The following is a 25,753-nucleotide window of genomic DNA, read 5'->3' on the forward strand; positions in this document are numbered from 1 at the left end:
GATGGTTACCGTTATACCTGGAATACCCCGGTCCTGAATGCCGGGAATTCGGGATTGTTATTAGCTGCATGGATCCCTTCACTGATCACTTTCCGGGTCTGCACAGGATCTATGATATTGTCTACCCATAACCTGGCAGCAGCATAATAGGGTGTGGTCTGCTGATCGTACCTGCCCTTGATCTCATTGAACAGTTTTTGTTCTTCATCCTGCTGCACTTCCTTCCCTTTGGCTTTCATGGCCGCCACCTGGATCTGCATAAGGGTCTTGGCGGCCTGTTCCCCGCCCATCACCGCGATGCGTGCCGAAGGCCAGGCATAAATGAAGCGGGGGTCGTATGCCTTGCCACACATGGCGTAATTGCCTGCCCCATAGGAATTACCGGTGATGATGGTGATCTTGGGTACAACTGAGTTAGCTACCGCGTTGACCAGTTTCGCGCCATCCTTGATGATGCCGGAATGCTCACTCCTGCTGCCTACCATAAATCCGGTAACATCCTGCAGGAAGACCAGCGGTATCTTCTTCTGGTTGCAGTTCAGGATAAACCTCGCGGCCTTATCGGCACTGTCATTATAGATCACGCCGCCCATTTGCATTTCACCCTTCCTGTTCTTTACGATAAGGCGTTGGTTGGCCACAATGCCCACTGCCCAGCCATCTATGCGTGCGTATCCACAAAAGATGGTCTTGCCATAATCGGCCTTGAATTCGTCCAGGCTGCCCGCATCCACGATGCAGTCGATGAGGTCCCGCACATCGTATGGCTTACTGTTGCCTTCCGGGAAAATCTGGTAGAGATCAGTAGCGGGCCTTGCAGGTGACTTGGAACTGATCCTGTCGAATCCTGCCTGTGATTCATGCCCTAGTTTGGACATGATCTGCTTTATTTTATCGAGGCATTCTTTCTCGGTCTTGAATTTATAATCAGCAATGCCGCTTATTTCGGTATGGGTAACTGCCCCACCAAGGGTTTCGGCGTCAATGTCCTCGCCAATGGCTGCTTTTACCAGGTAAGGGCCTGCGAGGAAAATGGAGCCGTTGCCTTCCACCATCAGTGTTTCATCGCTCATGATCGGGAGATAGGCGCCTCCCGCTACACAAGGACCCATCACTGCAGCCAATTGGGTAATGCCCATGGCACTCATGCGTGCATTATTGCGGAAGATGCGGCCAAAATGTTCCTTGTCGGGGAAGATCTCATCCTGCATGGGCAGGAATACCCCTGCGCTATCCACCAGGTAGATGATGGGTATCCTGTTTTCCATGGCGATCTCTTGCAACCTCAGGTTCTTCTTGCCTGTGATGGGGAACCAGGCTCCTGCCTTAACTGTCTGGTCATTGGCAACGATCACACACTGCCGGCCACTCACATATCCTATGCCACCAACGGTGCCGCCTGCAGGGCATCCCCCCTGGTCCTCATACATCCCATAACCGGCAAAGGGGGCGATCTCAATGAAGTTGTCCATGCTGTCTACGAGGTAAGCGATCCTTTCCCTCGGGGTGAGTTTGTTCTTTTCCCTTTGCTTCTCGATGGCCTTCTGGCCACCACCCAATGCGATCTTGTCGAATTTGGTCCGGAGGTCGCTTAATGCCAGTTTCATGGCATCTTCATTGCGGTTTTGTTCTATCGTCATAGCAAGCTTTTCGTTAGTTGCAAATTACTGTGAATACTTGTAACACAAAATGTCCCGGGTTGTTATAGTATGAATGATGTTATTTTTATGCTGACCAATCGTAGTTAGCCTGATGAACCGAAAGTATGCCGGACTATACCTGTTATTGGGATTCGCCTTCCTTATCAAGGTCTTTTCCCTGTTCCCACGCGCGGTTGAGCTGTATTATTCAAGGGGAGCGTATCCTTATATTTCAAGGGTACTGAGGTTCCTTTTTGGCTGGATTCCTTTCAGCGTGGGGGACCTTCTCTATGTGCTGGCTGCCACCTGGTTGATCTTTTATATCGCCAGGCTGATCCGTAAACTGGTGAAGAAGGAAGCCGACCGGTACTTCTGGCTGCGGGCTGGCATGAAAGTGATGACCATCTGGTTATGGATCTATGTGGTCTTCAACCTTTTTTGGGGACTGAACTACAACCGCCAGGGTATCGCCCGTCAGGCCGGCCTGGTATTGTCAGGCTATGAAACCCAGGAACTGGATACACTGGTCAATACCATCATCGACCGGATGAATGCATTGCATCCTGCATCTATGGCCGAAAGGGACCCCCTGCACCATAAGAAGACCCTGTTCCATAAGGCAGCGGATGCCTACAGGCTTCCGCCCCAGGAGGCTGATTTCCTCCGGTATACCGGCTATTCGGTGAAGCCATCGCTGTTCAGTTATGCCGGTAATTACATGGGATTTACGGGTTACTATAATCCATTTACCGGTGAGGCGCAGGTTAATACCACGGTACCGGTATTTGTTCAGCCTTTTACTACCTGCCACGAGATAGGTCACCAGCTGGGCTATGCGAAAGAGAATGAAGCCAACCTTGCCGGTTTCCTTAGTGCCAAGAACAGTGCAAGTGCGGCTTTCCGATATTCCGCGTACTTTGACCTTTACCTCTATGCCATGCGCGACCTCTACCTGCGTGATTCATCGCGCTACAGGGATGTTGAAAAGCGCTTATCCGCCGGCGTGAGGAAGGACCTGGTGGACCTGCGAAAATTCAATTACGAACACATTGGTTTACTGGAACCCCTCATCAGGAGTTTGTATGCGCAATTTCTCAGGGTGAACCAACAGCCCTCCGGATTGTTGAGTTACAACCAGGTGGTGGCAATGGTAGTGTCCTATATGCGGCGTTATGGGAAGGAAAGTATTTAATGACCGGACCTTTGTTGTCAACCTGCCGGTGTGAATTATCAGGCGCCATGGGGAAGCGGTTAGCATAGACTTATGGACCAGATGCTTAGCACATGCGCTTAATTGACCATTTGTTTACCAGGTTGACCAAAAGTGATTCACCCCCATAGAAAGCATCGCTGAGGGGTTGGAATCCTGGTCGACTAAAAATCATCCATAGTGAAGAAATTACTCCTGTCTGTATTGGTTCCATTGATTGTAGGGGCGACTGCCGGTTATTTCACCAGCACTTCAGTCAAGACCTGGTATACCACATTGGAGAAGCCCTGGTTCAATCCCCCTAATTGGCTTTTTGGTCCCGTATGGACCAGCCTTTATATCATGATGGGAATTGCCTGCTGGCTGGTTTGGTCCTCAAATGCAGGCCAGGAACTGAAGCGGAAAGCGCTCCTGTTGTTCGGGGTGCAGCTTATGGCGAATTTCCTCTGGTCCTTCATCTTCTTTTATTTTCACCAGGTTGGCCTCGCTTTTATGGAGATCATTATCCTTTGGCTCCTGATATTGCTTTGCATATTCTCCTTCGCAAGAGTGGATAAGCGGGCTGCCTGGCTGATGGTGCCCTATATCAGTTGGGTCACCTTTGCTGCCATTCTGAACGGTACTATCTGGATGCTGAACAGGTAATGGGCTTCCGATCGGGATAGGAACAAACAGCAGGCCGATCAAGGGCGAAAGAATAAATGGGAAAGGAATAAAAAAGGGCCGGGTAAAACAGATGTGTGAATGATCAAGATAGAAAAAGGTTTCTATCTTATGCATCCATTCTGCTGTTCTATCCGGCCCTTTGCGTAATTAGGTCAGAACTTGTTCTTCCACATCATGCTTTCGATGGGCTTGTCGGGCTGGCCGCTGTACTTGGCATTGGACTTCTGGTTGTACTTTACCTCAATTTCTCCATCAACAGGGAAATAGATCAGTTGCCCGATCGGCATGCCTTTGTAAACTTTCACCGGCTGTTTAACAGAGATCTCCAGCGTCCAGTTTCCACAAAAGCCAACATCACCCTTGCCGGCAGTGGCATGGATATCAATACCCAACCTGCCGGTCGAAGATTTTCCTTCCAGGAAGGGCACATGCGCATGGGTTTCGGTGTATTCGGCTGTTACACCCAGGTAAAAGATATGTGGGTAGAGAACGAAGCCTTCATCGGGGATCTCAAAATATTCGATCTGGTTATGCTTTTTGGCATCCAGGATATGTTCTTTATAGGTAGCCAGCCATTTGCCAAGGTGCACGTCATAGGAATTGCTTCCCAAAGATTCCCGCTGGTATGGCTCGATCTTGATGGTGCCTTTCTCCATTTCTTCCAGGATACGTTTGTCCGACAGGATCATATGCTTCGCTTATTTTATATTTGGTGAACGGTAGCCTTTAAGTGCTGCAATGTTACCTTCAAATTTTCAACCTTGGCTTTATTTTATCAACATAATATCAACGAGCAAACCAGGCTGGCCATATGGCGGATTGAAGAAGAGGAGGCCTTCTTCCTGGAAAAAGTGCCCTTGAAAAAGGAAGTCACCCATCCTTACAAACGCTTGCAACACCTGGCCGGGCGCTACCTTCTTCCCCTGCTCTTCAATGATTTCCCGCTGGAAGAGATCCTGGTGGCAGATACCCGAAAGCCTTTCCTCCCTGAGGAACAATACCATTTTTCCATTTCCCATTGTGGTAATTACGCTGCAGCCATCGCCAGCAGCCGCTACCGGGTAGGTATTGATATTGAGCTTGTCACACCCAGGATCGAAAAGATATCCCACAAGTTCCTGACGGAGAGGGAGAAGGACTTTCTCCAGCAATGGGAACTCTTCGACAGGTTACAACTTGAACTCACTACCGTTCTTTGGAGTGCCAAGGAGGCGGTTTACAAGTGGTATGGCAATGGCCAGGTAGACTTCCGCGAGCATATGCGCCTTAATGGTCCCATCAATTATGCCTCCAACGAATGGATGAATTTCCCATTTGTCTTCGGAAAGGATATGATCAAGGAACTGGACATTCACGCCAGGATCTTCGAGCCGCTGGTACTTGCCTATACCGTTTCCTGACCGGGTAAAAATGCCAGGAATTCCCCTGGTCAGGGTGCCTCCAGCAGGTCGTCATCATTTTCCAGTAAGTTGAGGTCTATGGCATCATTGCCGGAAATGCCTTCTATGCTGCCCTTGATATGGGCTGCATTCAGGAGTACCTTTTCCAGTTGCTTCTCCCTGGCCTTCCAGAGTTTTTCCATGGCATCCCGCTCTTTCTGGATAGAGAGTTTCATGGAAAGGAACCCTTCGCGGATCGCCTTCCATTGCTCCCCAAATTCATTGCTGGTCAGGTAATCATAGAGCATGTGCATTTTATCGCCCTTATTCTCCTGGTTCTTGGTGGCATTATAGACCTTTATGATGGAGTCGCGTAATACATGCGCCAGTGCGCCTACCTCTGCGAAGGTGCAGATCCAGATCCCATTGCGCTCCCCGAACTGGTCCATACCGGATGGCATGGTCTGGGTCACCAGGATGGCGATATCCGCGCCCTGGCTTCGCAGATCGGCCTTCAGTTTTTCAATCCAATCATTGGTGAACCCCTTGGTGCGCTTGCTTTCATAGATGATCTTGCCGCATTCCTGCCCGAACTGGTTGCGTACGGTCTGGATGCAGTCCGCACCACGTACTCCCTTGCCCACTTCCGATACCAGGTCGAAGGGGAAACTGTTCTTCAGCATTTCTTCCAATGCCAGCTCCTGTACTTCCCCCTGCAATTGCATGCTTCCCTGTTCGGCCTTGCGTTTCATTTCTTCCGCCAGCTTTTTCTGGTCTTCCAATTGCTTTTCCATCTCTTTCAGTCGCAACTGGTATTCATTCTCCATCGTCTCGATCTTCTGGGCTTCCAGCTTCCTGATCTCATCGGAAAGCCTGCTTCTTTCCTGCTGCAGTTTTTTCTGCAATACAATCTCCAATTCTTCCTCCTTTGTCTTCAGTTCCTGTTCCTTCTTTAGGAATTCCAGTTCCTTCTGCCTGGCGGCCTTCAGCTTTTCTTCCTTCTCCCGATCCGCCTCCTGCAACATCCTCAACTGGTTCTCGAAGTCGGCATGCAGGCTCTTCCTGATGCTGGCTTCCAGTTGTTCATTCTGCTTCTTCAGCTCCTGGTCCAGTTGCTGGCGGAAGGCAGTCTCCTGCTGCCGTTTGAATTGTTCAAAGGCTTCGTCTTTCTTGCGCAGTTCTTCTTCCTTCTGGTTCCGGTATTCGATCATCTTTTCCCTCAGTTCCTGCTTCTCCTTTTCGATCGCTTCTTTCAATTCGTCGTTCAGCGCAGCTTCCAGTGGGAATTCGTGACCACAATTCGGACAGGTTATATTCGTGAGCATGATGCCGATTTTGTTGGCAATATATTGTTTTTGATCGTAGCAGGATAATGAAGCGACAACCTTGAGTGGGGCAGTTAAAGGTTTAACCGTCTTTGTGCTTTTTTTGATATAAGTTGGCCATCAGGGGAAAATGGACTAATATCAAAAGCCAAAATGATTGCTTCATGAGATCGCGTTTCAGCATTCACCCTTTTATTGGTTTCCTGGTGGTAGCCGTATTGGTTGGTGCCATTGCAGGATTGCCAGCCAGGACAATTGTTGGGTCCGTTGAAAAGGGGATTGGCGACCTTATGGCATCCCTGATGATCTTATTGGTGCTGGGCGCCATGTTCGGGAAGATCGTGGCGGAAACAGGGGCGGCGCAGCGGATTGCGGATGTGATGATGCAGGTGGCCGGCACCAGGCATATCCAGTGGGCCATGGCTGCCATAGGATTCATTATCGGCATCCCCTTGTTTTATGGAGTTGGTTTTGTGTTGTTGGTTCCCCTTGTGTTCTCCGTATGTTACACCTATAAGCTTCCCCCGGTTTTTGTAGGATTGCCCATGCTGGCAGCGCTTTCGGTTACCCACGGTTTCCTTCCGCCCCATCCTTCCCCTTCCGCGTTGGTGGTGCAGTTCGGGGCATCCATGGGGCTGACACTCGTATATGGATTGATCGTAGCCATTCCCTCCATCATCATTGCGGGACCACTGTTGTCCCGTTTCCTTAAAGATATCCAGGCCGAACCCCTGCAGGCATTTGTTGCCAGGCAAAGGCCCGCGGAAGAGCTACCGGGTACTTTTGTTTCGCTATTCACAGCCATGCTGCCGATCCTCATGCTGATGGTCACCACCCTTGTGCCCTTTGTATTGCCCAATGCGACCGGACTCAATAAATTACTGGCTTTTCTTGGAGCCCCATCGATCGTATTGCTGATTGCCTTGTTGGCTGCCTTCCTTTTCCTTGGGCTGCGACAGGGTTTTAGTCCAGCAGAGATCACCGGGTTTTGCGGGGCTGCGGCAAAGGATATCTCGCCGGTATTGTTGATCGTGGCTGGGTCGGGTGCCCTCAAGCAGGTACTAATGGAATCCGGCCTGAGTAACCAGGTGGCCCAACAGCTGCAGGACCTGCCCCTTCATCCCCTGGTGTTGGGCTGGCTGATCGCAGCCATTATCAGGGTATTGATCGGATCGGCTACGGTAGCCGGACTTACCACTGCAGGCATCATCCTTCCCTACCTGCAACAAAGCGGCGTTGACCCTAACCTGATGGTATTGTCAATAGGGGCGGGCAGCCTTACCTTCTCCCATGTGAATGATTCCGGCTTCTGGATGTATAAGGAGTATTTCAACCTGAGCATCAGGGATACCTTAAGGTCCTGGACCATGATGGAGACCCTGGTATCGATCGTTGGGTTGGCTGGTGTATTATTGCTGAATCTATTACTTCATTGATAAATTAGTGAGAACCTATGCAAAGTGCAGATGAACGTTTCGCGCAGACTGGCCTGGTATTGCCGCCGGCGCCCAAGCCACTCGGGGTGTATAAACCCTACCTCATCGATGGTAAGTACCTGTATGTATCCGGCCATGGACCGGTGCAGGAGAACGGGCAACTGATCATTGGTCGGGTAGGCGATACCGTTAGTATGGAAGACGGGAAGCTTGCCGCGCGGCAGGTAGGTCTTACCATCCTGGCCACGCTGAAGGCCAATATCGGCAGCCTGGACAAGATCAAGCGGGTGATCAAGGTATTGGGTATGGTGAATTGCACCACTGATTTTGAAAAGCATCCTTATATCATCAATGGCTGCAGTGAATTGTTCGCGCAGGTTTGGGGGGAAGAGAATGGGATAGGGGTGAGAAGTGCTGTAGGTATGGGCTCCCTGCCAGATAATATTCCTGTAGAGATAGAAGCATTATTTGAATTGCACTAATAAGGCAACTATGGCGAATAACAATGAACAATGGTGGCTGGTCCATTCCGTAGATAAGCTGGATACCCCGGCCCTGGTGATCTATCCTGAACGGGTTAAACATAATGTAGCTGCCGCCATTCAAATGGTAGGTGATCCGTCCAGGTTGCGCCCGCATATCAAGACCAATAAGTCGGCCGAGGCTGTACAGCTAATGCTGGACGCGGGTATCCGGCAATTCAAGTGTTCCACTATTGCTGAAGCAGAACTTTTGGGCAGGCTCCATGCACCTGATGTGCTGCTGGCGTACCAGCCGGTTGGACCCAAGCAGCATCGCCTGTTTGAGTTGATGAAAGCCTACCCTGCAACAAGTTTTTCCTGCCTGGTGGATAATGAAGGGGTGGTTGAACAATTGGCAGCACTAGCCAATGCAGAGGGTAGGGAGTTGGGTGTTTGGCTGGACCTGAATGTAGGAATGAACCGGACGGGTATTGAACCCGGGGCCGCTGCCCTGGCATTGTACAAGCAAATGCTTCATGCCGAAGGCTTGAATGCCCTCGGATTCCATGCCTATGATGGCCATATCCGCGATACGGACCTGTCTGTGAGGCAGGCGAAAGTGGAAGCCGCTTTTGCGCCGGTGATGGAAATGCAGGATGCGGTAGAGAAAAGCGGTTATGCCAGGCCGATAGTTATTGCCGGCGGGTCGCCTAGTTTCCCGGTGCATGCTAGGAGACTTGATGAGGTTTGCAGTCCGGGTACATTTATCTATTGGGACAAGGGGTATGGTGACCGCTTCCCGGAACAGCCCTTCCTTCCTGCAGCATTAGTGGTGACAAGGGTAATATCCCTTCCTGGAGCTGGTCGCATTACTACCGACCTGGGCCACAAATCCATCGCGGCGGAGAACGACCTGGTCAACCGGGTAGGCTTCCTGAATGCGCCGGAACTGGTGCCAGTCGGGCAAAGTGAGGAACACCTGGTATTGGATGCTGGTCAAGGGCATGGCTATAAGGTGGGAGATGTGTTGTATGGTGTGCCTTACCATGTTTGCCCCACCATCGCCTTGTACCAGTCAGCCTATACGATCATAGACCACGAGGTAGCCGGGCAATGGAAGACTGTTGGCCGGGACCGATTCCTAACCGTATAAAGCATTACATGTTTACAATAGATGCCCACCTTGACCTTAGCATGAATGCTTTGGAATGGAACCGCGACCTGACCCTTACCGTGAAGGAGATCAATGCGCGGGAGAAAGGTCAGCATGACAAACCTGACAGGGCCAAGGCAACTGTCTCGCTTCCCGAATTACGGATGGGTGGTATCGGATTGGTGGTGGCCACCCAGATCGCCCGTTATGTTGCACCCGATAATCCTTTGCCCGGCTGGCATTCACCAGCGCAGGCTTGGGCACAGACCCAGGGGCAGCTGGCCTATTATAAGGCTATGGAAGATGCGGGTGAAATGGTGCAGGTGAAGGACCTTTCATCGCTGGAATCACATCTTCGGTTATGGATGGACGGTAGTTCAGCCAGATCACTTCCCATTGGCTATATCCTTAGCCTGGAAGGAGCCGATTCCATCATTGATATCAGTTACCTGGAGAAAGCCTATGCTTATGGCTTACGGGCACTGGGACCTGCGCATTATGGCCCGGGCAGGTATGCCATGGGAACAGATGCTACAGGGGGACTCAGGCCAAAAGGGAAGGAATTATTGAAGGAAATGGAGCGGCTGAACATTATATTAGATGCCACCCATTTGTGTGATGATAGTTTTTGGGAAGCACTCGATTGTTTCAAGGGGCACGTATGGGCCAGTCATAATAACTGCCGGGCCTTGGTGAACCATAACCGCCAATTCAGTGACGACCAGCTCAGGGTATTGATCGAAAGGGGGGCAGTGATCGGGGCTGCGATGGATGCCTGGATGATTGTGCCGGGATGGGTGAGGGGGAAGTCCGATCCGGTGGGCATGGGATGCAACCTGGAAAGGCTGATCGATCATATTGACCATATCTGCCAATTGGCAGGAAACAGCTACCATGTAGGCATTGGTTCCGACCTGGATGGTGCTTTTGGCAGGGAGCAATGTCCATATGATGTGGAGACCATAGCAGATATTGGTAAGTTGCCTTCCCTTCTTGCCAAAAGGGGCTATTCGGAACAGGATATCAGCAACCTGATGCGCGATAACTGGATCAGGTTCCTGATGCGGGCCTGGTCGTGAAAAAGTGTTCATGAATGCCGTTGAGGATTTTGTTCAAGGCAATAACTTTATAGGGTCGAGAAAAGCAGATTATATGTCTAATACTTTTGATGCAATAGTGATCGGTTCGGGAATCAGTGGTGGCTGGGCTGCCAAGGAATTATGTGAGAAGGGTTTGAAAACCCTGGTTTTGGAAAGGGGCAGGAATGTGGAGCACCTGAAGGATTACCCGACTGCAACCAAGCATCCCTGGGAATTCCCCCATCGGGGCGGGGCTTCCCTTCAACTGGAAAAGGAGAACCCGATCGCATCGAGGTGTTATGCGTTCGATGAGACCACTGAGCATTTTTTTGTAAAGGATAAGGAGCATCCGTATATCCAGGAAAAGCCATTTGACTGGATCAGGGGCTACCAGGTGGGAGGAAAATCATTGCTCTGGGCCAGGCAAACACAGCGGTGGAGCCGCTTTGATTTTGAAGGGCCGGCAAGGGACGGCTTTGCTGTCGACTGGCCGATCCGGTACGGCGATATTGCCCCCTGGTATAGTCATGTGGAGCGTTTTGCCGGCATCAGCGGTAATAAGGATGGGCTGGAAACCTTGCCAGACGGGGAATTCCTGCCGCCCTGGGAAATGAACTGCGTTGAAAAGGATATCCGGAAAAGGATCATGGACAATTATAAGGATCGTCACGTGGTGATCGGTCGTTGTGCACACCTTACCCAGCCACAGGAAATACATCTCCAGCAGGGAAGGGGTAAATGCCAGGCCAGGCATTTGTGCCATCGCGGATGTCCGTTCGGGGGCTATTTCAGTTCCAATTCTTCCACCTTGCCATGGGCGGCAAGGACAGGTAACCTGACCCTTCGCCCGGATTCTGTTGTGCATTCCATCATCTATGATGAAAAGAAAGGAAAGGCAACAGGTGTGCGGGTGATAGACGCGCATACGCTCAAGATGACCGAATATTATGCGCGTATCATCTTTGTGAATGCAGCCACCCTTAATACCAACCTGATCCTGCTGAATTCAACTTCTTCGCGCTTTCCCAATGGCCTTGGAAATGACAATGGATTATTGGGTAAGTATATCGCATTCCATAATTACCTGGGTACTATCACTGCAAGCGTGGAGGGGTATGAGCAGGAGTATTATTCAGGCAGGAGACCTTGTGCCGTAATGATGCCGAATTTCAGGAATGTGTACAAGCAGGAAATGGATTTCCAGCGCGGTTACATGGTTTTCTACTCTGCGGGAAGGTCAGGCTGGGGCAGGGCAGTGGAAGGGGAGCAAATAGGCGCAGGTTTCAAGGAATCGCTCACAGAGCCGGGGCCTTGGGGGGTGTTTATGATGATGCAGGGAGAGACCATACCGAAGGAACAGAATCATGTGGCATTGAGCGGTGAGGAGAAGGATAAATGGGGAGTGCCCTTGCTGAAAGTGTCGGTAGGTTATGATGCCAATGATGAAGCAATATTAAAAGACTTCCATACCCAGGGTGCAGAAATGCTGGACCGTGCGGGGTGTAAGGATATCCGTACAGCTTCCAGTAAACAGGCGCCAGGATTGGATATCCATGAAATGGGTGGTGTAAGGATGGGCCATGACCCCAAGACATCCCTTTTGAATAAATGGAACCAGCTGCATGCCTGCCAGAATGTATTTGTTACGGATGGAGCCTGTATGACCTCTACCGGCACGCAGAACCCTTCCCTGACATTCATGGCCCTGACGGCAAGGGCAGCCAATTACGCTGTGGAAGAACTTAAGAAAGGTAACCTCTAAAAGAAAAAGTATGAGCAATATCAGGGTATTGGTAGTGGGCTGTGGCAATATGGGGGCATCCCATGCAATGGCCTATCATACCATCGATGGGTTTGAGATCTGCGGGATCGTGGCCAGGGGCGATAGCAAGAAGGTATTGAATGAACAACTGGGCGGCGGCTACGCATTGTATAACGATTATGCACAAGCGCTGGAAGCAACGGCTCCGGATGCGGTTTGCATATCCACCTATCCCGAGACCCATGAATCCTATGCCATCATGGCCCTCGGGAAGGGTTGCCATGTATTCATTGAAAAGCCCCTTGCCGATACAGTTGAGGGTGCGGAAAGGGTAGTGGCTGCGGCGAAGAAAGCCGGCAAGAAACTGGTGGTGGGGTATATCCTTCGCCATCATCCTTCCTGGCAATATTTTATCCAGGCTGCCCAACAAATGGGTAAGCCGCTGGTGATGCGGATGAACCTTAACCAGCAAAGCCATGGCCGCATGTGGACGGTCCATAAGAACCTGATGCAGAGCCTTAGTCCGATCGTGGATTGTGGTGTGCACTATATTGATGTGATGTGCCAGATGACCCGCTCGAGGCCGGTGCAGGTAAGTGCCATTGGTGCGCGGCTCACGGAAGAAATACCAGCCGGTAATTATAACTATGGCCAGTTACAGATCAGGTTTGAAGATGGGTCTGTTGGCTGGTATGAAGCCGGGTGGGGACCCATGATGAGTGAAACAGCTTTCTTTGTAAAGGATGTGATCGGGCCGAAAGGTTGCGTGTCCATTGTTGCTAAACAAGCGGCTTCCAATGGCTTCTCTGATTCTGTTGCCGTACATACGCAAACGGAATCCATCCGGATCCACCATGCCGACCTGGATAAGGCGGATGAATTTGAAAAGCAGGATGAGTGGGTTGACCTGACCGATGAACCGGACCACCAGGAATTGTGTAACCGGGAGCAATTGTATTTCCTGCGGTCCATCCGTGAAGGACTAGACCTTAGCGACCATATGGATGATGCGGTGAATAGTTTGCGTATTGCCTTTGCGTGCGATGAGTCGGTGAGGACGGGTGAAGTGGTGAGGTTGTAATCGCTTTGCGTCCTTTGCGTCTCCATTGCGTCCTTTGCGTTATAAAAAAGTAACGCAAAGCCCGCCAAGAACCGCTAAGGACGCAAAGAGAAAAGCCGGTATTTATTGCTGCCAAAGCCCCAAGCCTTCTCCTGCGTCGAAGGCTTGACTTTTTCTTTGTGCACCCAACCTTGAGCAAGCTCGCTTGGGTACGCAAAGAAAAAGCTCCAAACCATTTCATTAGTTTGGGGCTTTGTGATCGGAACTATCCTAAGTACGAATTCTTTGGTAAAAGATATCAAGATGATAAATGACCTTTGATCCGCAGTATCGAAATCTAACTTTAAGCGGGATTTGATAAATAATTCAAAAAGTAATGAATTTGATGTCTTTTGTTGGCCTTAGTAATTATTACTTTAGCTTTATTTCAAGCTTGGTATCTCCTTCTTTTACAGTAATAAACTCTTCCAGGCGTTCATACTTTGCCACATTATAATATTGTTTCGAGTAGTAATCAGCGGTGCTGTAAGTGCCATAGGCTGTACCCTGGTACACCTGTCTGCTTTTAGTTTCTGAATAACCCATAATACATTGAATGAAGTACCGGCCCGGCTTCATTTTCTCAAATTTAAATCTACCGTATTCGTCTGTCTTTTCCACAATTCTGTATTTAAATGCATCATTACTCATGTATACATGTGTACGTTTGCTTTCTTTCTCATTTCGTAAATGAAACCATTCTTCTAAGTAAGAGGTAACGGGAAAAAGTACAACGGTAGTATTAGCAGCAAAAATTCGCTTGGATAGAGGAACTTTAGTTCCAATCTGATTTCTTGGTTTAGTATAGGCAATTCCTTCAATAGTTATATTGCCATACGCTAATGCTTTTTTGGCAGCTATGCTATCAAAAGTGGCAGTAGGATAGATAGCGTTGATTTTATTTTTGTTTGCCATTTTATTGGCTTTCTGCATAGGGCTGCATGCAACAAATAAGAAAAGACCAGCGGTGAGCTTTAAATATGTGTTCATAGATTTATCATTTAAAAATATTTATTAAGCAAAGTATGTTCGAAATAACTTTGTTATAGTTAAAGTGGGTAGTCAAATTATTTGTAGTATTAATTATTAAAATGCAGTTGATGGCAATGTGCCACCCACTGAATATAAAGGGAAGATTTCTCGTAATTCTAGGGAAACGGATTAAATCTAAGAACTGCAGGAAAAAAGGGGTAGGTACAGTAATTATGGTGTATTTGTAAGAAAGGATTTACAGTGATATAGTTACAAGAGTTTTCAAAAATAAATTTGGCGGAAGTTTTAATTCCGCCAAACGTCATTTGTGGCAGATGGTCATTCTGAAATATTTGTAAATAATTTGTTTACAATCATCCATCGGCCATCAATTTTATTCATTGAAATAAAATCATGGTAGTTATAACCAAGCATTGGTACATGAAGTTTAGCATAGGCAATGCTGTTAATCAATTCAATACTCAAAATTTTCATTTTGAATGTCTCTCCCAATTCATGCGGACTTTTTCTATATTGAACACCTTCCAAGTATTCATTTATAGTATTAAAATAGGGTTGTCCATTAATATCGCCAAACAACAGGCATTGTGGGTGGAATGTCGATTTCAATTTGGGAATATCACCAAAAAATATCCCTTTAAAATATTCAGCAATAGTTTCCTGAATATCTGCTGCTTCTTTTTCAAACATGTAAATCCTTTTAGTAATTATTAAATTGAGAGAATGATTAATTCAAATGATGCCCGGCAACATGACCACCATCAACATTAATAATTTCTCCGGAAATAAAATTGCTGGTAGCAACCGTATAAATAACTTCAGCAATATCCTCCGGTTCTCCTATTCGGTTTACTAAGTGAAGTCCAGCTAAAGTATCAGCGTCAGTTACACCAATTTTCCCTTGTAATGGGCTGCGGATGATGCCTGGCGCAACGGTGTTTACCCGGATGTTTTGTTTACCGAATTCCGCAGCTAATTGAATGGTAAGTGCATGTATGCCCCCCTTACTTACAACAGGTGCCGTTGCAGGGAAACCACCAATAGCATGATTAACTAATACCGTTCCGATATTAAGTACTGAGCCGCCACCAGAAACAAGCATTTCTTTAACAACCGCCTGCGTAGTAAAAAATGTTCCTTTCAGATTAATAGTAAAGTATCTGTCCAGGTCAGATTCTTCAACTTCAAGAAAGCCCTTCGGTGCAAATACACCGGCATTGTTAATCAGCACATCTACGCCTCCAAAGTTTTGAATGGCTGTAGCTACCAGTTGTTCACCAACAGATTTATTACTTACATCTCCCACAACGAGTTTTACATTTTGCGGAGCGTTAAATTCCTGGTAGGTTTTTTCCAGGTTCTCTTTGGTGGCTGAATTCATTACCACATTCCAGCCTTTTTCTATGAAAAATTTGCTGATGGCCTTACCAATACCGGTTGATGCACCGGTTACAATCACTGTTTTGTTACTCATTTTTGATTTTGTTTTAATTGTTTTCTGATTTCTGTTACTTGTACACCTCCCACGCCCCAGTTATCTGTATCAATCTCGTTGATTACAACGTGGGTGAGATGTACGTCTTTGTTAAGTACATTTTTTAAGAGTAGTGTCACTCCGTTTATCAGCTCTTGTTTTTGTTCTTTTGTAACACCCTCCCGTGTTACATCAATTGTTACAAATGGCATTTGATATTATTTATTTGCAAAATTCATGAACTCATGATCTATTATAAATGGATAAACCGGCAAATCTCTTGCACTATTTAACAATGTCAGATGTGTAGATAGAATTGTATGAAAAATGTTTTTGTTGCCAGATTAAAACCTGATGCCATGAAGCCTTTTGTCAGATTGGATTTTTCTGCAAAATATTTTCTGATGCCAAACACCTTCGCCGTATGATGACTATTAGGGAATTGTAATTCAATAAACGGTGAAATACTCTTTTTAAATTTTGAAAATACGGCAACTGATACAGCAGCTGTTTTTCTGTAAGTTATTGTGTAGTTCAAAAAGCGAAATTGTCCGTCACTCCCTAAAAAGTATTCATACTTTGAAACGAACCCGGCCAGCCGGATGTTTTTCATATTAATTCCGACATGAAGGGCACCCGTTGAATCATGATACGATAATCCAACTCCTAACGATAATCCATCAGAATATTTATACTGTAACTTGATAGTGGGCCTTGCACCTGTTATAGTTGCCTGCGCTTTAGATTCAATGAGACTTTCGGCGGTAGTAGGATTGGGTCTTAATTCAGTAGTCAAAGTAGCTGTATAGCCCATCACTATTTTTGTCTTACGGTCAGGCTTCCATATGAATTCAACAGAACTGTTAGTATATGATTGCTTCGATATTGTTAATGCTCCGAATACCCGAAAGCTGCTTTTTTTATTGAATGAGTCAGATAGCATGAATGCAACTCGTAATGCTGAGCTGTTTTGAATGAAAGCTGGTTTGTTAACCGTAGTGAACGTTTCAGATAAGAATCCTGCAAATATTCTTTCAACCCGGCTATTATTGGTGAGTGCAAAAGGCCCCTTTTGTGCACTCACCAATACCGGAAACAGTAAAAGTAAAGTGATGAAAATACGCATCAGGTACAACCTGTTACTTTAGAATTACTGCAAACTTTTTCTTGCTATTATTGTGTCAAAAGCATACTTACCTCCGCCTGTAATAATCAGACCAATAAATACAGCTGCATCTTCTAACGCATGAGAAGCTCCATTAAATCCCTCATTTTGTGCATAATGGAAAATAGTGGCTACAATCATTGTTAGAAGCAGGAATAATGATGCTGGTCTCACAAATAGCCCAATTATGAGTAATAGCCCACCTGCAAATTCAGCTACTGCAGCCAGAAATCCCCAGAATGCATATCCGCTTTTTATGCCCAGAAAACCCATAGAGCTTCCTACATAACTCCAGGTTTCAGTACCACCCATGAGTTTAGGGATACCGTGTAATACAAACATGAATCCAATCAATACTCTTACGATGAGTAATCCAAGATTTAATTGTTGCTCGTTTAAATCAAAAATCATTTTTTTCATAATATTTTTTTGCAAAAGTGAGGGTAGAGATGACCCCTGTAAATAGATAAAAGGACGGATGACTTGCATTTTTATTCATTTTGGGAACCCTTGAATGGTTATCATGTCGAAATGTGCAGGTAAACTGTCGTTTTATGCAAGGGAATATATCTTATTCATATACTAACTTTATGCTCCTAAAGAATAAGTGCAAAATGAATAAGCGAAAAATAGCCCCCGTTTTTGCAATTGGTGATCATTGTAATACCAAAATGGTAAGGAGTATAAAAGTTGGGGCGTTTTCGGATACGGCCTGTATGGCTTCAGAATTTGAAGAAGGGCACCGTCAGCAATACTATGAAATCGCATGGCTTAAAAGCGGAAGCGGCAATCATATTATTGATACGATTAACTATTCCTATTCAGGTTCTGTTCTTTTTATGCTTTCACCGGGACAAATGCATGAAATCAAACCGGTCGAGAAGGGGGAGGGCTATGTCATCAAGTTTTTATCATCCCTGTTTTCTAATAGTCAGGACTCAGAAGAATACCTTGTAAAGACCGGATTATTTGATAATATTCAATCTGAACCTTTAATCAAATTAAATGCGTCCACACATTCTTTATTAGAGGATTTGTTGAAAAAAATGGAGGCTGAATTTAATGCTGAGGAACAAGACAATGAAAAGATATTACAGGCATATCTCAAGATACTAATTACACACATCAGCAGGTTAAAAAAAATAACCGGTAAGAGTGAACAGGCAGGAGTTGATTTGCATTTTTCTCTTTTTCATAAGTATAAAATGGAAGTGGAAAGTAATTTCAGAACACAGCACCAGGTTCAGGAATACGCAGCCAAATTAAAGACACAAGCACGAACACTTAATTCTTTGTCTAAAAAGTTTATGAATAAGACGGCTGGTGAAATAATTGCTGACAGGCTTATTCTGGAAGCAAAAAGGGAACTATACTATAACCTAAAAAGTATTAAAGAAATTGGATATGGTCTTGGTTTTGAAGATCCTGCCTACTTTACACGATTTTTTAAAAAGCAAACGGGCGTTTCGCCTCAGGAATTTAAGCTGAGTCAGCCTACTGTTGGACTTAGAAATACTTCTGTATCATGAATTTACTCCACACTGATTTTTTTGTTTGTATCTCCATGAATTAATAGTAGCTACTTATCTGGTTATATATGATTTTGAGCGGTTCATAAAAATGCAGATAAAAAATATTAATAAATATCTGCCAATTGTGGAATCTGACTTTTCCTTAATTCATTGCTTATTCTCCTGTATTCATTTGTTTGTTAGTGCAATAGCAAAGACGTGTTATTAGTTTTACTATTCATTAAATAAAATTGATGGCAATGAACAGAGAATTGATTTTTTTAAGAGCTTTTGCAGCTTTCGCCGTGATCGGTATGATTTTTATAACTTCTACAGCTTTTTAAAAATAGGGCAACCAAAAGTTTAGTGAAATTAATGTAGAGCGCATCAATATTGTAGAAAAAGACGGTACGGTTAAAATGATTATTACAAATGTGGATCGTTTCCCGAACGGTAAAGTTAAAATCAATGGCAGACCCACCAACGAAGACCGTAAAATGCGATCAGGCATGCTATTCTTCAATGAAGATGGGCTCGAATGCGGTTGTTTTATTTATGATGGGAAAATGACGAAGAATGGTCATAGTGCAGGATTGTCACTTACGTATGATCATTATGATGGTGACCAGGTAATCCAATTACTTACTCAGGATGAAAAAGACGGAAATAATCGAAGGAACAACAGTGGTCTTACGTTTAATGACCGCCCTTCAAGTGAGTCGCAACTCAGGATTTCAGAGATTTATAAAGAGCTAGATGAATTGGCAAAGAAAGATTCGAAAGCTGCAGATGAAAAATATAAATACTTCGAATCACAGGGTTTTATTAGTGGTTCTCCCCGTATGATGTTGGGTAAAACACGCAGTGGTACGAATTGTTTGTTTCTTTTAGATAATAAAGGAATGCCGAGAGCTTCTTTCTCTGTTGATAAAGAGAAAAATGCAAGGCTTGATTTTTATGATTATAAGGGAAGTGTGATTTCATCATTCCATCAAAAGGATAAATAGCAGCGAAAATTGTGTTTTGTAGAGTGTTACAGTTTGTCGCATAGATCAGAAAAAAAATAAAAATTTAAGCAAATAAAACAGAAATCATGAAGTATTATTTAAACGTATTGCAAAACTATGCAGTTTTCAATGGCAGGGCAGGAAGGGCTGAGTTCTGGTATTTCTTCTTTTATCATTTATTGATCGCTTTTGTGCTGGGGCGGATGGGGGCAATACTATCTATTGATCTGTTATCGATTTATTATCCTGCAATGTTAATTCCCTCAATTGCGGTAAGTGCCAGGCGAATGCATGATGCAGGCAAAAGCGGATGGTGTGTTTTAATTCCTTTTTATAATATTGTATTGGCGGTGAGCGAAGGAACCAAAGGAGAAAATAAGTACGGAAATCAACTCCCTACCAATGCTACATGAACTAAGAAATGCTGCAACCAATAACAACAGGGAATAAATGAGAATTATTTTCATTCTATTAATTATTTATTTTTCGAATACTTATTATAAATTAATTCCAAAATGTAGACCGGGCTCTGGTGTCCATTTTGGCCATTTGTCATCTTTTTCTTTAAAACCAGTAGGCATTTTTGTTTGAACAGGACGACCAGCAACCCCAAGAGATGGTTCTATAAAAAATCGATCCTTCAGGAGTTTAACGTGATACCCGACCCGATAAGTGTTAAATATAATAAATCCATCACCTACCTTATCACCGTTTTCATTTTTGAATGTTTGCCACATAGGCATTGCATGTACAGCTGCGTAAAGACCTTTCCAAAAATATCGTTGATAAGCCAGGCCAATTCCATATTCTCTTATATAACCAGGGAATTTCTCTTCAGGTGTACCGTATGCCTTATTATAAAACGGATTAATGCCAAGTGGCCATGCATGTTTCCAGGTAATTAGTTCAAGTGAAACAACATCTTTCCCTGTAATACGATATCCTGCATTTAGTTGAACAAAGCCGGGTGGGTTTACCTTATCTACATTGCCTAATAAAAACAGGGTGCTGCCAATGAACCACTTTTTGTAAGTGCTGTCTGTTTTAGCATATTGGGCTTTGAGTTGAAGCGTGCTTGATATCATTAAGACAAAACCAATGAATAAAACTTTCTTTTGCATATCTTTTCTTTTTATGTGTAGCGATACTGCAAAAGTGCATTTGCGAGATACAACAACTCATTCACTTAAGTTAAGAAATAAAGTTAGTTTTACTTTCTCCCCAATGCCTGCTCTTAATCTAACGCAATGATTGTGGTTTTGTAGCTAAAAAACGTTCTTTTTTCCGGGGTAATGCAATTTTGAAACATGTTACTGCTACAACAACAAATGTTGAGTATAAAAAAATACTAAACGTCAACACTACATAAAATTACGTTGTAGGATGTGTCACATCTCTCACTCTGGTTTTTCAGTTTCTATAGTTGAATACAGCTGCCGCCAATTACTTTCAGGTCTCCGTTTATTGAGCTCCAGATTCGTATATATCTGAATTTTCCCTGAATGGGGGTTCCCTGCATTTTTCCTTTTGTATCGTAAACAACAATAACTACTGCTGTGCTATCAATCAAATTAATTTGTTCTATAGTCGGGTTCAACTCTTCAACTATCATCGTTCCGGAACGATGAGAAGCTAAATCCATTTCTTTAGTTATCGTCTGTCCGCCAGGTAAAATGAAAAGGAGGTCGGGGTGAAGTAATTTGTTAAGGGTGACAATATCACTTGATTGAATTGCTTTTACAAGTTCATCTTCCAGTTTTATTATTTGTTCTTTGTTAATCATAAAATCCCTTTTCTTTCAATAATCATTAGTAAAGATCGAATTGTCTTACTATTACCCACTAATTACTAATTAATGCTGTACTGAACCTTGAATTAGATTTGTTTGTATAGGGGGGCTACAGTGCCTGTGCTGTTTTGATTAACTGCAACATACTTTCCATAGGTGCTGAAGTGAAACACTTTCATACCAGGAACTTTATCGCAAACCTTGAATTTGGAGTCCTACCTTAATTTGTAAATCATCAGGAGATCGATATTGAGTGCAGATTACGACTTTCATTTTTTCTGTTTCACATTAAAATCGTATCCAAAGTCAAGTCCCGGTTGAATATAGTAGTTGTTCCACTTTTTTTCAACTGATTGAAAAGATGCAGTAACATATGTACTTACCGGCCAGTAACTGCATTCTATCGAGGGTTCAAAAAAGAAACGCTTTTTAATAAATTGAAACTGGTAGCCTAAATAGAAGTCAAGGTATAAGGTGTACCCGTTTCCAATCTTCTGCTTATTCTGATCGATATATTTTTCAAATGCATTTAATGCATAAAGCGATGTATAGGCTCCTTTCCACCAAAACCGCTGATATCCTAATGTTGGTGTCAGTATGCTTGCATCCCCCGGATAGTTCTCTCCCTTCGCATAAAATGTGGATGATCTGAAAGGGATGCCTAATGGCCAGGCGTAAATGGGTTGCTTAAATCGGATGGAAACAACATCTTTGGTGGTTATCCTGTACCCCACATTTAATTTCACATATTCAGGATTGTTTACATTATCCAAATTTCCAAGTAGATATAACGTACTCCCAACATAAAACCGTTTATAAGTACTGTCCTTTGTGCATCTTTTGCATTTACTTTTAAATTACCTGCCAGTACAAAAGCAAGCCCAATCTATAAGTTTTTCTTTTGCATATATATTTTATTGTTAATTGATACTGCAAAAGTCGATAGGTGAACTGCAAAAGCCTTTCACTTAAGTTAAGAAATTGGCTTTAGCTCTTTTTTTCAAGAATTCTTGCTCTCAGCCTGCTTAATGATTGAGGTTTGATGCCTAAATAGCTGGCTAACTGGTGTTGTGGAACACGCTGAATAAGGTCAGGTCTGTTTTCCAGTAAGTTCAGGTAACGCTCTTCGGGTGAAGAAGTTTTAAATCCATCAAAATCTATTTGCTTTTTAGCTAACAATTCTTCCGACAATTTCCGGCACATGATTTCAAACTTTGGGAATTTGCTGTTCACTTCAGCTTCCATATCAGTATTTGTAATAGTTAGAATACTTTCTTCTACACAACTGATAAAATAGTCAGATGGAGTTTGATTAATAACGCAATGTGGAGTTAAAACGTCCATTTCTGTGTAGAAAGCGGTTGTCTTTTCCTCTCCATCTATGATATAATACGTTCGGATACATCCCTTTAAAACGAAATAGCTTTCTTTTGAATGTTGACCTTCTTTGAGTAAAATAGTTCCTTTCTTTACGGATTGAAACAGGTTTAAAGAAAGTAATACGTTCTTTTCTTCTTCTGTGATCGAAATGTATTTTGATATGAAACCAAAAAGCTTGTTTTGCATGGTGTTGTTGTTAATTTTAAATGGTATACCTCACAAGTAAACACAGTACTTTTTAAAGGTCGTGATTTTACCTGCTAAATTTCCTGCAAAGCCATGAAAATCTATGAAAAGCCATCGTGCGAGGCTCTGATGATTTTCTTTGCTGTTGCATTATTTTAAAAAGTACGCAAACGGTTAATTATATGTGAATATTTACAATTTCTGATGTAGGCCGTTTTATTTGTTAAACGTATTATACGTTCTTGAGGCATAACTATAATGGTATATAAGTGAAAAAGCAGTCGCATTCTAAGATTCTGACAGCATTTATAAAAAGGTAAAAAAATCTTTCCTTCCACCCAACCCTTTTGCCCTTTTTAGGTGGTATTAATAGTGATTCTGGCATGGAATGCTATTAATAACCTCAAAAAATTAATGATGAACAAAAAAATCGTGTTGGCTGTGATGATGTTGGCAGCCCTGTCATCCTTCAAAAAAGAAAATTCTGAAGAATTACCTTCCAAAAGCAAATAGGAGCTGTTAACGGCAAAAGAATGGGGTGTTGAGAAAATTGAAGAAAGAGAAAATCAAAGTCCCTGGGATGATTTTTTTCCTTTTTTGAGCCCAGCCTCAAGGATAACCGCTTTAAGTTCAAAACAGACTTTAAAGTAGAGAAATTTCAAAAGAGTTGTAAGATAAGTATAAAGAAAAATACAAGATCGAGATAGAACAGATGTAGCAAAATCTGCCAGATGTATCATTGGAAATTTTGAAATAGCAAATGGCTGAAAATAAGTGTTTGGAAATTGCCGTAGACCTAAGCCAGACTTGGGTTTCATCCCCCTTTGAAACGAAGCAGCAGTTGCAACGTTTAGTCTTTCCAGAAGGAATCTTGTATGACAAGAAAAAAAGTCAGTTTGAACTCCGAGAGTGGATACATTGTTCGCCGCAATCCCTTATCTGCAAAGGGTTGTAGCAGAAAACAAAAATGGTGAGCCATCAAAGAATCACCATTTATACAACCCTGTGCCCGAGACTGGATTGGATAGAGCCGATCCTGATGGGTTGGTCTTACCCAAAACCCCAACCCTTCTCCTGCGTCGAAGGCTTGACTTTTTCCTTGTGCACCCAATCCTGTGCAAGCTCGCTTGTGTACACAAAGAAAAAGCCCCAAACTATTTCATTAGTTTGGGGCTTTGTGCCCGAGACTGGATTGGATAGAACCGATCCTGGTAAATTGGTCTTACCCAAAGCCCCAACCCTTCTCCTGCGTCGAAGGGTCGACTTTTTCTTTGCGCACCCAATCCTGAGCAAGCTCGCTTGGGTACGCAAAGAAAAAGCCCCAAACCATTTCATTAGTTTGGGGCTTTGTGCCCGAGACTGGATTGGATAGAACCGATCCTGATAGGGTGGTCTTACCCAAAGCCCCAACCCTTCTCCTGCGTCGAAGGCTTGACTTTTTCTTTGTGCACCCAATCCTGAGCAAGCTCGCTTGTGTGCGCAAAGAACAAGCCCCAAACCATTTCATTAGTTTGGGGCTTTGTGCCCGAGACTGGATTGGATAGAACCGATCCTGATGGATTGGGCTTACCCAAAGCCCCAACCCTTCTCCTGCGTCGAAGGCTTGACTTTTTCCTTGTGCACCCAATCCTGAGCAAGCTCGCTTGTGTGCACAAAGAAAAAGCCCCAAACTATTTCATTAGTTTGGGGCTTTGTGCCCGAGACTGGATTCGAACCAGCACGCCGTTTCCAGCGCCACCACCTCAAGGTGGTGCGTCTACCAATTTCGCCACCCGGGCCCGCTTAAAGCGGCTGCAAATGTAAGTAATCAAAACATTCCTTCCAAAGCCAAAATAATTTTCATGATAAATTTTGTGGCAGAAGGATCCGGAAGGTGGTGCCCTTTCCCGGCTCTGAATTTTTCACAAACAACTGCCCCCTATGGTATTGTTCGATGATCCTTTTGGAAAGGGTTAGGCCTAGTCCCCATCCCCTTTTCTTGGTAGTGAAGCCGGGTTGGAAAACCTTCTGCAGGTTGCCCGAACTGATTCCCTTGCCGGTATCGGTAACATCAATGATGATCGCATTGTCGGATTGTTTAATATCAACCAAGATCTGGCCCTTTCCTTCCATGGCATCCAGGGCGTTCTTCAATAGGTTCTCGATCACCCAGTCAAAAAGGGTAGGGGAAAGCATGATGTTGACAGGTTTCCCGATGGTATTGTTCACCTGGAATTGGATCTTTCCTGGCGCCCTTCTCTTTACATATTCCAAAACGGCATTTACCTGTCCGGCCAGTTCTGTAGGCTCGAGTTGCGGCGTGCTGCCGATCTTGGAGAAACGATCGGAGACGAGTTTCAGCCGGTCCACATCTTTTTCCAGTTCCCTGGTGATATTGTTATCGGGGTCGCCCTCCTTCAGCATCTCCACCCAGCCCTGGAGGGAGGAGAGGGGGGTGCCCAGCTGGTGGGCCGTTTCCTTTGCCATGCCTGCCCATAACTGGTTCTGGACAGAGCGGTGGCGGGTGTTCAGTAGCATGAGGGTTAACAAGATGAAAAGCCCAACGATCACCAGCTGGATGATCGGGTAATACCGTACTTCATTCAATAACCTTGTATTGCCATAATAGTATTTGTTGGCCATATAGGGCTGTTGGCTTAGCACCAGTACAAAAGGTTCGTTAGCGCGTTTGAATTCCCTCAGTTTTTTGGGCAGGTATTCCGGGTTGTTCCGGGCTTGCAGAGAATCGAGGTTGATGAAACTGACAATACTGTCTTTTTCATTGGTCTCGATGATCGGGATATCGGTCTGTTCATTGCGGATCATATTGGGCAGGGTCAAGGGCATGCTGGGGTTGTCGAAAATGGCCTTGGAGGCTGTTACCCATAGTTCAACCTTGTCGCGCTCTTCATTGGCGATCTTCCGGGCGAGATAGCGGGAATAAAAGATGGTGGCAATAACGATGACTACTGCTATGCCTGCGATCCAGGTACGCCAGTTGGCCAGGTAAGAAATCATTGAACTAATTTAACCAATTGAATCCGATGCTTGCTTTATTT

Annotated in this window: 26 protein-coding genes and 1 tRNA gene; 12 read left to right on the plus strand and 15 right to left on the minus strand. The window is 44.7% G+C overall.

What is annotated here, in order from left to right; all coding sequences use genetic code 11:
• Nucleotides 1-11 precede the first annotated feature (11 nt).
• Entirely contained in the window at nt 12-1,640 is a 1,629-nt protein-coding gene (locus KJS94_RS01650; protein ID WP_214447018.1) for an acyl-CoA carboxylase subunit beta, read from the minus strand.
• Nucleotides 1,641-1,752: 112 nt separating this feature from the next.
• Between KJS94_RS01650 and KJS94_RS01655 the strand changes: the two genes are divergently transcribed.
• Nucleotides 1,753-2,832: a DUF3810 domain-containing protein gene (locus KJS94_RS01655; protein ID WP_214447019.1), complete on the plus strand. Its 1,080-nt coding sequence runs from the start codon at nt 1,753-1,755 to the stop codon at nt 2,830-2,832.
• Between the two features lie 198 nt (nt 2,833-3,030).
• Entirely contained in the window at nt 3,031-3,495 is a 465-nt protein-coding gene (locus tag KJS94_RS01660) for a TspO/MBR family protein (protein ID WP_239804250.1), read from the plus strand.
• A gap of 173 nt (nt 3,496-3,668) precedes the next feature.
• Here the strand turns inward: KJS94_RS01660 and dcd are convergent, their stop codons facing one another.
• The gene (dcd, locus tag KJS94_RS01665) at nt 3,669-4,205 is read right to left on the minus strand and encodes a dCTP deaminase (protein ID WP_214447020.1); all 537 of its coding nucleotides are present in this window, start codon (nt 4,203-4,205) and stop codon (nt 3,669-3,671) included.
• 72 nt (nt 4,206-4,277) lie between these two features.
• Between dcd and KJS94_RS01670 the strand changes: the two genes are divergently transcribed.
• Nucleotides 4,278-4,916 (plus strand): 4'-phosphopantetheinyl transferase family protein, encoded by a 639-nt coding sequence (locus tag KJS94_RS01670; protein WP_214447021.1) that lies wholly within the window; start codon nt 4,278-4,280, stop codon nt 4,914-4,916.
• 29 nt (nt 4,917-4,945) lie between these two features.
• Here KJS94_RS01670 and KJS94_RS01675 read toward each other — a convergent pair whose 3' ends face one another.
• Nucleotides 4,946-6,220: a DUF2130 domain-containing protein gene (locus KJS94_RS01675; protein WP_214447022.1), complete on the minus strand. Its 1,275-nt coding sequence runs from the start codon at nt 6,218-6,220 to the stop codon at nt 4,946-4,948.
• Nucleotides 6,221-6,384: 164 nt separating this feature from the next.
• On the opposite strand from KJS94_RS01675, the gene KJS94_RS01680 reads away from it, so the two are divergent.
• From KJS94_RS01680 to KJS94_RS01705, 6 genes are all read left to right on the plus strand, one after another.
• Nucleotides 6,385-7,656, plus strand: a complete 1,272-nt coding sequence (locus KJS94_RS01680) for a gluconate:H+ symporter (protein WP_214447023.1) — start codon at nt 6,385-6,387, stop codon at nt 7,654-7,656.
• 17 nt (nt 7,657-7,673) lie between these two features.
• Nucleotides 7,674-8,138 carry a RidA family protein gene (locus tag KJS94_RS01685; protein WP_214447024.1) on the plus strand — a complete coding sequence of 155 codons (465 nt, stop codon included), beginning with the start codon at nt 7,674-7,676 and terminating at the stop codon, nt 8,136-8,138.
• Between the two features lie 10 nt (nt 8,139-8,148).
• Nucleotides 8,149-9,270 carry a D-TA family PLP-dependent enzyme gene (locus KJS94_RS01690; RefSeq protein WP_214447025.1) on the plus strand — a complete coding sequence of 374 codons (1,122 nt, stop codon included), beginning with the start codon at nt 8,149-8,151 and terminating at the stop codon, nt 9,268-9,270.
• Between the two features lie 8 nt (nt 9,271-9,278).
• Nucleotides 9,279-10,349 carry a dipeptidase gene (locus KJS94_RS01695; protein ID WP_214447026.1) on the plus strand — a complete coding sequence of 357 codons (1,071 nt, stop codon included), beginning with the start codon at nt 9,279-9,281 and terminating at the stop codon, nt 10,347-10,349.
• A 73-nt stretch (nt 10,350-10,422) separates the two neighbouring features.
• Nucleotides 10,423-12,111, plus strand: a complete 1,689-nt coding sequence (locus KJS94_RS01700) for a GMC oxidoreductase (RefSeq protein ID WP_214447027.1) — start codon at nt 10,423-10,425, stop codon at nt 12,109-12,111.
• A 10-nt stretch (nt 12,112-12,121) separates the two neighbouring features.
• Nucleotides 12,122-13,192, plus strand: coding sequence for a Gfo/Idh/MocA family protein (locus KJS94_RS01705; protein WP_214447028.1), 1,071 nt, complete (start codon nt 12,122-12,124; stop codon nt 13,190-13,192).
• Nucleotides 13,193-13,582: 390 nt separating this feature from the next.
• On the opposite strand, the gene KJS94_RS01710 is transcribed toward KJS94_RS01705, so the two are convergent.
• From KJS94_RS01710 to KJS94_RS01735, 6 genes are all read right to left on the minus strand, one after another.
• Entirely contained in the window at nt 13,583-14,200 is a 618-nt protein-coding gene (locus KJS94_RS01710; protein WP_214447029.1) for a hypothetical protein, read from the minus strand.
• A 321-nt stretch (nt 14,201-14,521) separates the two neighbouring features.
• Nucleotides 14,522-14,893 carry a nuclear transport factor 2 family protein gene (locus KJS94_RS01715; RefSeq protein ID WP_214447030.1) on the minus strand — a complete coding sequence of 124 codons (372 nt, stop codon included), beginning with the start codon at nt 14,891-14,893 and terminating at the stop codon, nt 14,522-14,524.
• Nucleotides 14,894-14,930: 37 nt separating this feature from the next.
• Complete coding sequence (locus KJS94_RS01720; RefSeq protein WP_214447031.1) at nt 14,931-15,677, minus strand: SDR family NAD(P)-dependent oxidoreductase; 747 nt, start codon at nt 15,675-15,677, stop codon at nt 14,931-14,933.
• Nucleotides 15,674-15,889 carry a tautomerase family protein gene (locus tag KJS94_RS01725; RefSeq protein ID WP_214447032.1) on the minus strand — a complete coding sequence of 72 codons (216 nt, stop codon included), beginning with the start codon at nt 15,887-15,889 and terminating at the stop codon, nt 15,674-15,676. The genes KJS94_RS01720 and KJS94_RS01725 overlap by 4 nt, the downstream gene beginning before the upstream one ends.
• A gap of 86 nt (nt 15,890-15,975) precedes the next feature.
• The gene (locus tag KJS94_RS01730) at nt 15,976-16,803 is read right to left on the minus strand and encodes a hypothetical protein (RefSeq protein ID WP_214447033.1); all 828 of its coding nucleotides are present in this window, start codon (nt 16,801-16,803) and stop codon (nt 15,976-15,978) included.
• Nucleotides 16,804-16,827: 24 nt separating this feature from the next.
• Nucleotides 16,828-17,331 carry a DoxX family protein gene (locus tag KJS94_RS01735; RefSeq protein WP_214447034.1) on the minus strand — a complete coding sequence of 168 codons (504 nt, stop codon included), beginning with the start codon at nt 17,329-17,331 and terminating at the stop codon, nt 16,828-16,830.
• A gap of 125 nt (nt 17,332-17,456) precedes the next feature.
• Between KJS94_RS01735 and KJS94_RS01740 the strand changes: the two genes are divergently transcribed.
• The 3 genes from KJS94_RS01740 (at nt 17,457) to KJS94_RS01750 (ending at nt 19,773) form a co-directional block, all read left to right on the plus strand.
• Nucleotides 17,457-18,371, plus strand: coding sequence for a helix-turn-helix domain-containing protein (locus KJS94_RS01740; protein ID WP_214447035.1), 915 nt, complete (start codon nt 17,457-17,459; stop codon nt 18,369-18,371).
• A 401-nt stretch (nt 18,372-18,772) separates the two neighbouring features.
• Nucleotides 18,773-19,360 (plus strand): hypothetical protein, encoded by a 588-nt coding sequence (locus KJS94_RS01745; RefSeq protein WP_214447036.1) that lies wholly within the window; start codon nt 18,773-18,775, stop codon nt 19,358-19,360.
• An 86-nt stretch (nt 19,361-19,446) separates the two neighbouring features.
• On the plus strand, nt 19,447-19,773 hold the full coding sequence (locus KJS94_RS01750) for a DUF805 domain-containing protein (RefSeq protein WP_214447037.1): 327 nt from the start codon (nt 19,447-19,449) through the stop codon (nt 19,771-19,773).
• Between the two features lie 84 nt (nt 19,774-19,857).
• Here KJS94_RS01750 and KJS94_RS01755 read toward each other — a convergent pair whose 3' ends face one another.
• The 6 genes from KJS94_RS01755 to KJS94_RS01780 all read right to left on the minus strand — a co-directional run bounded on the left by KJS94_RS01755 (nt 19,858) and on the right by KJS94_RS01780 (nt 25,712).
• Complete coding sequence (locus KJS94_RS01755) at nt 19,858-20,481, minus strand: hypothetical protein (protein WP_214447038.1); 624 nt, start codon at nt 20,479-20,481, stop codon at nt 19,858-19,860.
• Between the two features lie 296 nt (nt 20,482-20,777).
• The gene (locus KJS94_RS01760; RefSeq protein ID WP_214447039.1) at nt 20,778-21,143 is read right to left on the minus strand and encodes a nuclear transport factor 2 family protein; all 366 of its coding nucleotides are present in this window, start codon (nt 21,141-21,143) and stop codon (nt 20,778-20,780) included.
• 275 nt (nt 21,144-21,418) lie between these two features.
• The gene (locus KJS94_RS01765; protein WP_214447040.1) at nt 21,419-21,922 is read right to left on the minus strand and encodes a hypothetical protein; all 504 of its coding nucleotides are present in this window, start codon (nt 21,920-21,922) and stop codon (nt 21,419-21,421) included.
• Between the two features lie 214 nt (nt 21,923-22,136).
• On the minus strand, nt 22,137-22,715 hold the full coding sequence (locus tag KJS94_RS01770) for a Crp/Fnr family transcriptional regulator (RefSeq protein WP_214447041.1): 579 nt from the start codon (nt 22,713-22,715) through the stop codon (nt 22,137-22,139).
• A 1,694-nt stretch (nt 22,716-24,409) separates the two neighbouring features.
• Nucleotides 24,410-24,493: transfer RNA gene (locus KJS94_RS01775), tRNA-Leu, on the minus strand.
• A 61-nt stretch (nt 24,494-24,554) separates the two neighbouring features.
• A complete protein-coding gene (locus KJS94_RS01780) occupies nt 24,555-25,712 on the minus strand; it encodes a sensor histidine kinase (protein WP_214447042.1) in 1,158 nt (385 codons plus the stop codon).
• Nucleotides 25,713-25,753: the final 41 nt, after the last annotated feature.

The sequence above is a fragment of the Flavihumibacter rivuli genome, assembly GCF_018595685.2.
GTDB classification, from domain to species: Bacteria; Bacteroidota; Bacteroidia; order Chitinophagales; family Chitinophagaceae; genus Flavihumibacter; species Flavihumibacter rivuli.